The sequence below is a fragment of the Corynebacterium axilliensis genome (assembly GCF_046097495.1).
Classification (GTDB): Bacteria; Actinomycetota; Actinomycetes; order Mycobacteriales; family Mycobacteriaceae; genus Corynebacterium.
Genome location: NZ_CP175768.1, coordinates 2,561,387 through 2,572,289 on the forward strand (window position 1 = coordinate 2,561,387; position 10,903 = coordinate 2,572,289).

The window sequence follows — 10,903 nt, forward strand, 5'->3', positions numbered from 1 at the left end:
GGGAGGGGAGAGAGTTCTTACTCCCAGTCCACGTTGGTGCGCAGGGCCGCGAGGAGCCCGCGCACCGCATCGCGGCGCCGCGCCGACGCGGTGCCTTCTTCGATATGCAGGTCCAGCCCGCATTCCGGGTCAGCCGGGGGACCGGCGTGCGTGCAGCCACGGGGGCAGTCTTCGATGGCGGCCGCGAGGTCTTCGAAGACCTCGATGACGTTTTCGGCGTCGATATGCGCCAGGCCAAAGGAACGGATACCGGGGGTATCGATGATCCAGCCGCCGTGCGGGGTGGATTCTGACTCCGGCAGGCGGAGTGCTACCGACTGCGTCGAGGTGTGGCGGCCCTTGCCCACAGCAGATACTTCACCGGTCTCGCGGTGCGCGTCGGGGACCAAGCGGTTGACCAGGGTGGACTTGCCCACGCCGGAGTGGCCGATAAGTGCTGTCACGTGGCCGTCGATAGCCGCGCGTACCTGCGCCAGCTCGTCGTCGACGCCGGCCTCGACCACCTCGACATCGAGGTCCGCGAACTCCGCCGCAAAGGGCGCAGGATCGGTGAGATCCGTCTTGGTCAGGCACAGCACGGGGCGGATGTTGCCGGCAAACGCGGCGATGAGGGCGCGTTCCACAAAGCCGGAGCGCGGCGGGGGATCGGCCACCGCGGTGACGATCAGCAGGCGGTCCGCGTTGGCCACCACGATGCGCTCGTAGGCGTCGGTGTCGTCGGCGGTGCGGCGCAGTACCGAGGTGCGCTCTTCCAACTTCACAATGCGGGCGAGGGTGTCCTTCTTGCCGGAGGTATCACCGACCACGCCGACGCGGTCACCCACCTCCACTGCGGTGCGGCCCATCTCCCGGGCGCGCATGGCGGTGACCACCGGCCCGCCGTCCAGCGCCACGCCCCAGCGCCCGCGGTCCTTGGTGATGACCATGCCGAACTTCGCATCCTTATGCTTCGGGCGGTCCTTCGTGCGCGGCCGGGAACCCTTGCCGGGGCGGATACGGACGTCGGACTCGTCGTAGCTGCTAGCGCGCCTAGCCACGGAGCATCTCCTCCCACATCGTGGCGAAACCGGGCAGGGTCTTTGACGTGCACTCGATGTCGTCGACCTCAACCCCCTCGACCACCAGGCCAATGATGGCGCCGGCGGTGGCCATGCGGTGGTCCGCGTAGGCATGCCACTTTCCGCCATGGAGCGGGGCGGGGGTGATCCGGAGACCGTCGTCAAGCTCGGTGACGTTGCCGCCCAGCCCGTTGATTTCGGCAGCCAGGGCTGCCAGTCGGTCCGTCTCGTGGCCGCGCAGGTGCGCGATGCCGGTCAGGGTCGAGGGGGTTGAGGCCAGTGCGCACAGTGCTGCGACGGTGGGGGTGAGCTCCCCAATATCGGCCATGTTGAGATCTACACCGCGCAAACCTGCCGCGCCCTGCGCGGGGCCGGTGACCTTCAGCTGCTGCTTCTGCTGTGGGGTGCTGGGGACTAGCTCCACCCGCGCCCCCATCTGCTCCAGGATTTCGCGGAACGCATCCCCCGGCTGCGTGGTCTCCTCCGGCCACTCTGGGACACTCACGCTGCCGCCCGCAACGGCGGCTGCCGCCAGGAACGGGGTGGCGTTGGACAGGTCCGGCTCGATAGCCCATTCGCGGCCCGCGATGGCGCCCGGGCGTACCACCCAGGTGTCCGCGCCTGCGTCGACGTGGACGCCGGCCTCCTGCAGCATGCGGATGGTCATGGTGATGTGCGGCTGGGAGGGCACTGCGCCGCCCTCGTGGTGCACGCTGATGCCGTGGCGGAAGCGGGCGCCGGCCAAGAGCAGGCCGGAGACGAACTGGGAGGACGCGGAAGCATCGATAGTCACCTCGGCGCCCTCCGGCACGCCGTGCGGCGTGATTGTCAGTGGCAGGCTATCGCCCTCGACGTCAACGCCTAAGTCCCGCAACGCGGCGGTCATGGTGGACATGGGGCGCTTGCGGGCGTACGCGTCGCCGTCGATAAGCACCGGCCCATCCGCCAGTGCTGCCACCGGCGGCAGAAAGCGCATCACGGTGCCGGCCAGGCCGCAGTCAACCTCCGCGCCGTGCAGCCCGCCAGCCGGGTCCACGCGCAGGTGTGGCCCGGACTCAGCCCCGGATTCGACAATGCCCACGCCCATGGCCCGCAGGGCGTCCTTCATCAGCTCCGTATCGCGGGAGACCAGCGGGTTGTAGATGGTGGAGGGGGAGTCCGCCAACGCCGCGAGGATGAGGGCGCGGTTGGTCATGGACTTCGACCCCGGCACCTCCTGTGTCCAGGACAGGGGGCCGGAGGGTTGCGGGGCACTCCAGAAAGCAGACATGTAGTCCATAATAAAGGGCATGTGCGGAAGATTTGTTTTGTTCACCGAGTCCCTTCTGGATGAGGTTGGTCAGTGGGAGTCCGTCACGGAGGTGCACGCGCCCGAAGGCCTGCCGCCGGCGCGCTACAATATTGCGCCTACCCAGCAGATCGCCATCGTGCGGGTGGAGGAGTCCGTGGCGCGCGTGGAGCCGGCGCGGTGGGGTCTCATCCCGCACTGGAAGAAGGACCTGGATGGGCCTCCGCTGTTCAACGCGCGCGCGGAAACGGTGGCCTCTAAGCCTTCCTTCCGAGATGCCTTCAAGGCCCAGCGCTGCGTCATCCCGCTGGATGGCTATTACGAATGGAAGGCGGACGAGGACTCCGCGGGTAGCGGGAAGGGCAAGCCGAAGAAGCAGCCGTACTACGTCACGGGGCCGGAGGGGATGCTGTGGGCAGCCGGACTGTGGGCCACGGGCATGGACCGCCTGTCCGCCACGATGGTGACCACGGCAGCCACAGAGGAGATGGAGTGGCTGCACCACCGGCTGCCCAAGTTCCTGACGTCTGAGGAGATTGGTCCGTGGCTGGCGGGGGAGGAGCTGCTGGAGCCGAGCTCGGTCCGGGGCTTTGCCGCGCAGCCGGCAGACCCGGCGGTGGGCAACGTCCGCAACGACTACGCGGAGCTTATCGACGCCTCCTCGGCAACCCTCTTCTAGCCTTTTTGGCTAAGCCCTACTCCTTGGGCGCTAGTCCGCGAGGACGTCTTGGAAGGACACCTCGAGGACTTGCGCCAAGTCCTCGGCGTTCATCTCAATGTCCAGCCCGCGCTTTCCGCCAGAGAAGAAGATGGTGTCCCACATCAGCGCGGTTTCATCCACCACTGTGGGTAAGACATTCTTGTGGCCCAGCGGGGAGATGCCGCCGGGGATGTAGCCGGAGGACTTGGAGGCATCCTCCGGCTTGGCCATCGTGGCCTTGGAGGCGCCGAACGCGGCGGCGGCCTTCTTGAGGCTGAGCTGGAAGCTCACCGGCAGCACGCACACGGCGAGCTGCGGCTTTGGGGCCTTGCCCGCGGTGAGGTCAATAACGAGGGTCTTAAAGATGCGCTCCGGTTCGACGTTAAGGGCCGCGACGGCGGTTTCTCCAAAGTGATCACTGCCGCCCTCAAAGGTGGTGACGCTGTGTTCCACCCCGGCCTCTTCGAGGATTTTCAGGGCGGGGGTGGCGGCATGCGGGGTCTTCTTGGACATGTCTTCCAGCCTAGTCCGGGGCGCTACCATGGTAGACATGGCCACAGAAACAACGAGTGCGCGCCAGGCGCCGACCCAGCACCGCGAGCAGCAGCGGCTATTTGAGGAACAAGCCCTGCCCCTGCTGGACCAGCTCTATGGCGGCGCGATGCGGCTGACCCGCAACCCCCAGGACGCCGAGGACCTGATTCAGGAAACCTACCTCAAGGCCTACAACAACTTCGGCTCCTTTAAACAGGGCACGAACCTCAAGGCGTGGCTCTACCGCATCATGACGAACACCTACATCAACTCCTACCGCAAGGCCAAGCGCCGGCCGACGGAATCCTCCGCAGACGAGTTGAGTGACTTCCAGCTCTACACCACGGCCGGGCATGACTCGACCGGTCTGGAATCCGCCGAGGTTGAGGCCCTGAAACAGATGCCGGACTCGCAGATTTCTGAGGCCATGAATGACCTTCCGGAGGACTACCGCATGGTGGTCTACTACGCAGACGTGGTGGGCTTGGCCTACAAGGAAATCGCGGAAATAATGGACACTCCGCTGGGTACGGTGATGAGCCGGCTACACCGTGGAAGAAAATTACTGCGGACGGCGTTGAAGGACGTGGCACGAGAACAGGGCATTGGCCGCAACCACCCTGACATGCACCCAGAAATGGAGGAGAAGTAATGGAACGCGCAACCGGACGCAACTGCGGTGCGTGCAACTCTCCGGAGGTCGAGGCACTCTTCCGGGAGCTGCTCGATGATTCGACGAGCTACGCGCGGGCCCTGGCCATTCGAGAGCACATCGCCCAATGCGATTCCTGCCAGGAGCGGCTCGACAGCGAAGAAGTGGTGCGGGCGCTGGTGCGCAAGTGCTGCGGCGGGCAACGCGCTCCCCAGTCGCTGCGCCAGCGCATCTCCGTGCAGATCACGCGCACGGAGATTACCTGGGGCTAGTCCCCATTCTTGGCGCATTCTCCTGTAGGGCGGCTCGGCACTGTGCCCGCCGTGCATAGCAAAAGGCTCGCTCCTTGCCGTTGGGAAACGGTAGGGAGCGAGCCTTGAGTTGCTGACGTTATGCGTTAGGACGCTTGCCGCGGTTAGCGGACTTCTTACGGCGATCCTTGCGCTTACGGCCACGCTTGCTCATCGCGTACTCCTTCTTTTAAGGGTAAATGAACTTATTCAACTGTAGCGGCAGGGTATGCCGGAGCGGAAATCGGGGTCTGCTTATGCGGACACGCGGGCACGGCCGCGGCTGCGGTTGCGGCGCTTGAGGGCGCGGCGCTCCTCCTCGGAGAGACCGCCCCACACGCCGGCGTCCAAGCCGGACTCGAGGGCCCACTTGAGGCAGGAAGAGGCAACCGGGCAACGGTTGCAGACCAGCTTGGCCTTAGCGATCTGGGTGAGTGCGGGGCCGGAGTTACCGACCGGGAAGAACAGCTCCGGGTCTTCGTCGCGGCAAACAGCTTCGTGGCGCCAATCCATGATTGAAATCTCCTAACAAAATTTAGACAGCAGGGTGTGCACCAGGACAGTCCACGGACGTAGACGCACGGACGTGTGCTGCCCTGAGTTTTAAAGGGTGGAAGTGAATTGGTCTGCGGTCAGTGGGGCCCTGTCTCGAGTTAGGGCCAGCGTCGACGCCGCCGTGATTCACCTGTTGTTTACCCGGATGTTGCTCCGAGTTTCGAACTGATTAAACAGCCCGTTGTTTTTGCTACCTGAGAATAATGACATGTTTACTCACAGTCCGCTAGAGGTAAAGCCCAAAAAGTGGTGAAGCTCACTAAAAAATATGCTCTCGGGGCGCGGCACTGACGCGAAGTCTTGCTGTAAGAAGCCTGTCAGAAACCGCTCTAACAGGCGGTTTAACGGTAGAAGTGTGAGTGTGGTGACGCAGATCGCGTCAAATCCTCCGGCCGCCCCCTGCCCCCGAAATGGCCCCTTCGGATAGCTGGGTTGGCATCAACGCGCGGGTTAACTCGTATTAAATCGAGGAAATATACACAGTAGACTGAGAGCTCGTGAGCAAGAAGAAGACACCATCCCCCAAGAACTCCATCCCACTGCGCAAGGAACGCAAGGAACAGGCACCGCGCCCAGTACTCCTGGCCGCCGGAATTGCCGTCGTACAGTCCATCGCGGTGATCATCTTCGGCATCTTCCTCATCGTTCGGGAGATGTCCGGGGCCGATAACGCGTCGATGGTCTCCGACTCGGGTGCCTCGCCCTTCGTGGGCCTGGGCACGGCGATCTTCCTCTTTATTGTCTTCGGGTTCGTCATCATCGGCTCGTGGGCCTTTGTGAAGGGAAAGCGCTGGGGACGCGGCGCCATTGTGCTGGTGGAGTTCATCCTCGCTGCCATGGCTTTTCAAATGTTTAATGGCGGCGCCATCGCCTTGGGCATTGTCACGCTGGCTAGCGCGGCCGTCGTCCTCTACCTGATGATGGCAGTACCTGCGACCGCCCAGTGGGCGGAGCAGAACTTCTAGGAAGCTGTCAGCGCCACGGCGGTGCTGCCGCGCTGCTCGACGATGGCAGTGCCGGCAAGGGTCAGGGAGACCGGGCCCGAGTAGCCTTCGCGGTCGACGTCGATCGTTCGCTCCACCTCGCCGCTGGACCAGTTCACCACGGCGATGCCTTCCGCAGTGGGAACGAGGAGCCGGTCGTCGACCGCCACGCCGGTACCCAACGCGCCGTCCACAATGTGGTCAACGCGCAGCTCCGTCGGGGTAAACAAGTAGAGGCGCTCCCCGTCGAACCACGTCATGTTGTGGGGCAAATCAGCAATCGCCGGTGCGAAGGGGGCGGAGGCGTCGGTAAGCGCCTTAGAGGGCTCCACTTCGGTGGACGCGATGGTCTCGCCGTCGAAGTTATAGGACACGATACGGGGAGAATCGCTGGGCAGGAATACTGCTGCGGCCTCTTGGCCGACGGCGACTAGGCGCGCGCCCGGGTCATTGATCTCAATATCGCGCGTGATTTCTGGCGCGCGAGAATCCTCTGGGGTGGTCTTCTGGATGCGCAGCCACGTGGAGTCCGGGGAATCGGGGCAGGATTCCGTGACGGCCAGGTTTTCGGTGCGCGTCAGCGCGGAGGTGATCGTGCAGTCCTCGTGCGGCTGCTGGCCGGGCTCCTGCTTGGCGTCGACCTCGCCGTACTCGACAGTGCGCACCATGTCATCGCGCCAGAGTTCAATGCGCTCCGTGGATACCGTGCCGACGTTGCTGTTGGAGGAAATCGGCACGACCTCTTGAGCGCTGCGGGCACTCCGAGTGCTGTCGTACTGGCCGCTCGCGGCGTCGAGCGCCACGACGTCTCCGCAGCCGTTGCCCGTTCGGTACGTGGCCACAATCTTGTTCCAGGCAGTTCCCAGAGAGCAGAGGTCGGCATCGCCGCGGCGATAAGTCCACGCCGTCTCCCCAGTCGGGGAAGTGGCGGTCAAGGTATCGCCGTCGTGGGTGACAAGCACTCCCTGTGCGCTCACCACGCGGGACTGTCCCGGAACTGGGGTGTTGGGTAGCGAAAACGACTCGGTGAGGTGCGCGGGGATGGAATCCAGGGGCTCCGCGGAGGCGTCGGCCTCTGTGTCAGCAACCGTGTCCGCGGCGGGGCTAAGCTCTGCTTGCCGGATCGGTGCGGTCACAAACGCGCCGGCGAGGGCAATGGCGCTGACTGCGGAGATAGCGCCCACGGCTACCCAGTCGGCCTTAGTTGAGCGCAGGATCGGGGCCGAGGGCTTGGGCCGTGCCGAATCCTTCATGGGGGATTCCTGGTCCAGATTCTCAGCGCTCATCGGCGTCCTCCTTGTCGGGTACGGCGGCTAGTCGCCCGCGTGCGGCGCCCAGCGCGGGCGGAATTCGTGGCGTGGCGCGGCGAGCGCTCCGCGCGCTCGGAGCGCTGCGAGTGAGCCCCGCGCTTAGCCGGCGCGCCCAGCACCTTGGTGGCCGGGCCGACGGATTCGGTAACACCCTCCGGAATGTCGAGTGCTTCCGCCAGCTCCGGGGAGGTGCTAAACCACTGCGGCGGAGTGGGCTCGCCGAGGTTCAGTTCATCATTGATCACCTGCCACTTGGGCAGCTCATCGTATCCCACCAACGTTACCGCGGTGCCGCTGTGTCCGGCGCGGCCGGTCCGGCCGATGCGGTGCACGAAGGTCATCGGATCATCCGGCACCTGATAGTTGATGACGTGGGTGACATCGTCCACGTCGATGCCGCGGGCGGCGACATCCGTGGCCACGAGGATGTCCACCGTGCCGTCGCGGAAAGCAGCCAGTGAGCGCTCGCGCGCGGACTGATCCATGTCCCCGTGTACCGCGCCCACGCGGAAGCCGCGCTGCGCCAGGTCTTCGGCCACGGTTGCCGCCGCGCGTTTAGTCCGCGCAAAGATGATAGTGCGGCCGCGGTCCTGCGCCTGCAGGATGCGGGAGAGCACCGCTACCTTGTCCATGCGGTGGGCCTGGAACGTGACCTTGCGGGTGGAGGCGTGCGTCTGCTCCTCCTCGCCGGACTCCGCGCGGATGTGGACCGGCTTGTTCAGGAAGGTGCGCGCCAGCGTCATAATGGGCCCCGGCATGGTGGCGGAAAAGAGCATGGTCTGGTGCGGATTGCCGTGCAAGAGCTGGAGAATCTTTTCGATGTCCGGCAAGAAACCCAGGTCCAGCATCTCGTCCGCCTCGTCCAAGACGAGGACGCTGACGTTGTCGAAGGACAGGTGCTTGCGCTGGCACAGGTCAAGGAGGCGGCCCGGCGTGCCCACGACCACGTCGGCTCCCTTGTCAATCTCCGTCAGCTGCTTCTCAAAGCGGCGCCCACCGCACAGCGTGACGACGCGCAGCGGGAGGTTCGCGGCCGCCGCCGCAAGGTCCCCGCTGACCTGGATAGCTAACTCGCGGGTCGGGGCGATGACCAGCGCGCGGGGAGTGCCATCGAGTTCCGGAATGTCGGCATCGTCAAAGACGCGGTCCAGCAAAGGAACGCCGAAGCCCAGCGTCTTGCCCATGCCGGTGCGGGCCTGACCAATGAGGTCTTGGCCATTGAGAGCGATGGGAAGAGTGAGCTCCTGGATGGCGAAGGTGCGCGTGATCCCCTGGTCAGCGAGTGCGTCACAAATTTCAGCGGCTACGCCGAGGGACGCAAACGTCGGGGATGCGGATGGTTCATTGCGCTGATCGCGGGAAGCGTTTGAGGAATTCGGGGCATGCACACCTCGATAGTAGAGGACGTGGCTATAGTGGGGCCATTAGAGCGCTGGGGCGCCGGACGACGACGGTGGTCTCCGGGTTGACCGGGGCTCCGGCATGAGAAGAAGTACTGAGTATAAGGAGCATATGCACATGGATATCAAGATTGGTTTTGCTGATACCGCTCGCGAGCTGGTTATTCACGCTGAAGGAACCCAGGAGGAGCTGGCGCAGACCATCAACGGTGCCCTGGCGGATAACTCCACGCTCGAGCTGGAGGATTCTAAGGGCCGCAAGTACATCGTGCGCACCGAGCGCGTGGTGTACGTCGAAATCGGCACCGCACGCGCCCACACCGTCGGTTTCGCGGGTTAACAACCATCCGAGTAAGCCGGCGCGGTAGCCTAAATGGCCATGGACAACCCTGCGGATTTTCAGCACCGCCCTCAGCAGTCTTCCCGGTCTAAGCACCAGCGCCCTTCGGCGGTGGTGCGGTTTGCTAACGAATACGGCTGGTGGCGGGTTGTCGCCATCCCCGTGATGGTGGTCATCACCGTCTGGATGCTGGTTGATGTCGTGCGCAGCCCTGCCGAGAACACCGCGGCTGACGCTGGGGACGCGGGGGAGGCGTCGCACAGCAGCGCAGGTGCTACCGCGTCCGCGCGCAAGGGTCCCGATCCCGCCAATGCCAGCGCAGTGGAGGCCGCTAAGGAGGGGCTGCCCGCCGGCGGCGCGTTTACGGAACAGGGCGATCAAACCTACCGTAACGCCGGCCCGTCCACCATGCACGTGGGCAAGGGCGGCAAGGAAACCGTCCGGTTCTCTGTAGAGATTGAAAACGGCGTGGACACGTCGGCGTACGGCGGAGACGTGGCGGTAGCAGCGCTGATCGACGCCACCCTGTCGGACCCCCGCGGCTGGACCGCCGCTGGCGACTTCGAGTTCATCCACGTCAAGCCGGACGACAACCCAGATACCCGCTTCCGCCTGTCCTCCCTTGCCACCACCGCGGAGATGTGCGGCGCACAGCTCGAGATGGAAACTTCGTGCCACACTGCGATCACGGGCGAATCCGTTGTTAACCTCAACGAATCCCGCTGGGTGCGCGGCGCGGTGCCTTTCGAAGGGGACCTGGGTAACTACCGCCAGTACCTTATTAACCACGAGTTTGGCCACGCGATTGGCTATGCCGCGCACCAAGCGTGCGGCGGAAATGGCAAGCTGGCTCCGGTTATGATGCAGCAGACGTTGAGCTTGAACAACGGCGTGCTGGCGAAGAAGGAGCCGGAGGAGATCTATCCGGACGAGGACGTTACGTGCGAGCCCAACCCGTGGCCGTACCCGAATCCGGCGAACCGCGACCCCCACAACCCTGACTAGGAGGATGTGCTCATGCCGCTGCCACCCGAACCAGTTCTGGCTGCTTTTCATGCTGAGGCAAGCCCGCGCCGCGCTGCCGGTGAGGTGCTAGGAACCGCCTGGGACAATGGGATCCACTTAGGGGATGTGGTGTATGCCGAGGCTCGCGAGTGGTCCGGTTGGTCCGCTAAAGTGCGGGAGAAGCTGGAGCTGCCTGGCGCGCGCATTGCCCGTCCCGTGCTCACCACGGACGGCCGCTATACCTTCTCCGGTTGGAAGGCGACGCAGTTCGTCCCCGGCCACCTGCGCGGGCGCGTTGACGAGACAGCTCAGCTGGCGCTGCGGCTAGACGACGCCATGGTGGCCTCACCACTGCCCACCGTGGGGCACCGCGAGGACGTTTTCGCGCGCGCTGAGCGCGCCGCGTGGGAGGAAACAGGTGAGGCCTATTCCGATGCCGAATTGGAGGGCGTTGAGTTGGTCACGGCGCACATGGACCTTCTGGGGACCACCATCTTTTCAGGGGTGAATCCGCCCGCGCTCACAGATATTGTGCCCTCGGCCAGCCCCCGGCCGCGCGGATGGTCGGCGGCATTAGTCATGGTGGATGGCCTGATCGCCGGCGTGGTGGATGACGACATTTGCGACCGTTTTGCTGCCGTGCCCGGCATTCGCCAACTTTTGTTGCGCGCGGTGGCGTACCGGCGCTACGTCAATACGCTGCACCCACAGTCCAAATCGACAGTGCGTTCGAGCATTGAAAGGGTGGAAGAGACGCTCGTGTCCGTGGCATCTGACAGACTGTAGGG

The 10,903-nt window shown here is 64.5% G+C and carries 14 protein-coding genes; 7 read left to right on the forward strand and 7 right to left on the reverse strand.

What is annotated here, in order from left to right:
* Positions 1 to 17: 17 nt before the first annotated feature.
* Positions 18 to 1,037 (reverse strand): ribosome small subunit-dependent GTPase A, encoded by a 1,020-nt coding sequence (rsgA, locus tag ACKFR8_RS12295; RefSeq protein WP_296133303.1) that lies wholly within the window; start codon positions 1,035 to 1,037, stop codon positions 18 to 20.
* Positions 1,030 to 2,349 carry a 3-phosphoshikimate 1-carboxyvinyltransferase gene (gene aroA / locus ACKFR8_RS12300; protein WP_408930218.1) on the reverse strand — a complete coding sequence of 440 codons (1,320 nt, stop codon included), beginning with the start codon at positions 2,347 to 2,349 and terminating at the stop codon, positions 1,030 to 1,032. Before aroA ends, rsgA begins: the two co-directional genes overlap by 8 nt.
* Between aroA and ACKFR8_RS12305 the strand changes: the two genes are divergently transcribed.
* A complete protein-coding gene (locus ACKFR8_RS12305) occupies positions 2,348 to 3,025 on the forward strand; it encodes an SOS response-associated peptidase (protein ID WP_306506989.1) in 678 nt (225 codons plus the stop codon). The two genes, aroA and ACKFR8_RS12305, sit on opposite strands and share 2 nt — an antisense overlap.
* Positions 3,026 to 3,055: 30 nt before the next feature.
* Here the strand turns inward: ACKFR8_RS12305 and ybaK are convergent, their stop codons facing one another.
* Positions 3,056 to 3,559 carry a Cys-tRNA(Pro) deacylase gene (ybaK, locus tag ACKFR8_RS12310; RefSeq protein WP_296133297.1) on the reverse strand — a complete coding sequence of 168 codons (504 nt, stop codon included), beginning with the start codon at positions 3,557 to 3,559 and terminating at the stop codon, positions 3,056 to 3,058.
* A 37-nt stretch (positions 3,560 to 3,596) separates the two neighbouring features.
* Here ybaK and ACKFR8_RS12315 point away from each other — a divergent pair, with 37 nt between their 5' ends.
* Entirely contained in the window at positions 3,597 to 4,232 is a 636-nt protein-coding gene (locus ACKFR8_RS12315; protein ID WP_373692265.1) for a sigma-70 family RNA polymerase sigma factor, read from the forward strand.
* The gene (gene rsrA / locus ACKFR8_RS12320) at positions 4,232 to 4,504 is read left to right on the forward strand and encodes a mycothiol system anti-sigma-R factor (RefSeq protein WP_296133294.1); all 273 of its coding nucleotides are present in this window, start codon (positions 4,232 to 4,234) and stop codon (positions 4,502 to 4,504) included. Before ACKFR8_RS12315 ends, rsrA begins: the two co-directional genes overlap by 1 nt.
* Positions 4,505 to 4,622: 118 nt before the next feature.
* Here rsrA and ACKFR8_RS12325 read toward each other — a convergent pair whose 3' ends face one another.
* A complete protein-coding gene (locus ACKFR8_RS12325; protein WP_100227335.1) occupies positions 4,623 to 4,697 on the reverse strand; it encodes a 50S ribosomal protein bL37 in 75 nt (24 codons plus the stop codon).
* A gap of 80 nt (positions 4,698 to 4,777) precedes the next feature.
* A complete protein-coding gene (locus ACKFR8_RS12330) occupies positions 4,778 to 5,035 on the reverse strand; it encodes a WhiB family transcriptional regulator (RefSeq protein ID WP_296133292.1) in 258 nt (85 codons plus the stop codon).
* 539 nt (positions 5,036 to 5,574) lie between these two features.
* Here ACKFR8_RS12330 and ACKFR8_RS12335 point away from each other — a divergent pair.
* Entirely contained in the window at positions 5,575 to 6,042 is a 468-nt protein-coding gene (locus ACKFR8_RS12335) for a hypothetical protein (RefSeq protein WP_296133291.1), read from the forward strand.
* On the opposite strand, the gene ACKFR8_RS12340 is transcribed toward ACKFR8_RS12335, so the two are convergent.
* Positions 6,039 to 7,346 carry an Rv3212 family protein gene (locus tag ACKFR8_RS12340; RefSeq protein WP_408930219.1) on the reverse strand — a complete coding sequence of 436 codons (1,308 nt, stop codon included), beginning with the start codon at positions 7,344 to 7,346 and terminating at the stop codon, positions 6,039 to 6,041. The two genes, ACKFR8_RS12335 and ACKFR8_RS12340, sit on opposite strands and share 4 nt — an antisense overlap.
* Complete coding sequence (locus tag ACKFR8_RS12345) at positions 7,343 to 8,758, reverse strand: DEAD/DEAH box helicase (RefSeq protein WP_296133290.1); 1,416 nt, start codon at positions 8,756 to 8,758, stop codon at positions 7,343 to 7,345. Before ACKFR8_RS12345 ends, ACKFR8_RS12340 begins: the two co-directional genes overlap by 4 nt.
* Before the next feature lie 130 nt (positions 8,759 to 8,888).
* Between ACKFR8_RS12345 and ACKFR8_RS12350 the strand changes: the two genes are divergently transcribed.
* The 3 genes from ACKFR8_RS12350 to ACKFR8_RS12360 are packed head-to-tail and all read left to right on the forward strand — an operon-like array spanning position 8,889 to position 10,901.
* A complete protein-coding gene (locus tag ACKFR8_RS12350; RefSeq protein ID WP_296133288.1) occupies positions 8,889 to 9,110 on the forward strand; it encodes a DUF3107 domain-containing protein in 222 nt (73 codons plus the stop codon).
* A 33-nt stretch (positions 9,111 to 9,143) separates the two neighbouring features.
* The gene (locus tag ACKFR8_RS12355; RefSeq protein ID WP_296133287.1) at positions 9,144 to 10,115 is read left to right on the forward strand and encodes a DUF3152 domain-containing protein; all 972 of its coding nucleotides are present in this window, start codon (positions 9,144 to 9,146) and stop codon (positions 10,113 to 10,115) included.
* Between the two features lie 12 nt (positions 10,116 to 10,127).
* A complete protein-coding gene (locus ACKFR8_RS12360; protein WP_306506991.1) occupies positions 10,128 to 10,901 on the forward strand; it encodes a hypothetical protein in 774 nt (257 codons plus the stop codon).
* Positions 10,902 to 10,903: the final 2 nt, after the last annotated feature.

Coding starts and splice junctions, on each gene's coding strand:
- ACKFR8_RS12305 (WP_306506989.1), top strand. CDS start 2,348: ATGTGCGGAAGATTTGTTTTGTTCACCGAGTCCCTTCTGGATGAGGTT.
- aroA (WP_408930218.1), bottom strand. CDS start 2,349: ATGCCCTTTATTATGGACTACATGTCTGCTTTCTGGAGTGCCCCGCAA.
- ybaK (WP_296133297.1), bottom strand. CDS start 3,559: ATGTCCAAGAAGACCCCGCATGCCGCCACCCCCGCCCTGAAAATCCTC.
- ACKFR8_RS12315 (WP_373692265.1), top strand. CDS start 3,597: ATGGCCACAGAAACAACGAGTGCGCGCCAGGCGCCGACCCAGCACCGC.
- rsrA (WP_296133294.1), top strand. CDS start 4,232: ATGGAACGCGCAACCGGACGCAACTGCGGTGCGTGCAACTCTCCGGAG.
- ACKFR8_RS12330 (WP_296133292.1), bottom strand. CDS start 5,035: ATGGATTGGCGCCACGAAGCTGTTTGCCGCGACGAAGACCCGGAGCTG.
- ACKFR8_RS12340 (WP_408930219.1), bottom strand. CDS start 7,346: ATGAGCGCTGAGAATCTGGACCAGGAATCCCCCATGAAGGATTCGGCA.
- ACKFR8_RS12350 (WP_296133288.1), top strand. CDS start 8,889: ATGGATATCAAGATTGGTTTTGCTGATACCGCTCGCGAGCTGGTTATT.
- ACKFR8_RS12355 (WP_296133287.1), top strand. CDS start 9,144: ATGGCCATGGACAACCCTGCGGATTTTCAGCACCGCCCTCAGCAGTCT.
- ACKFR8_RS12360 (WP_306506991.1), top strand. CDS start 10,128: ATGCCGCTGCCACCCGAACCAGTTCTGGCTGCTTTTCATGCTGAGGCA.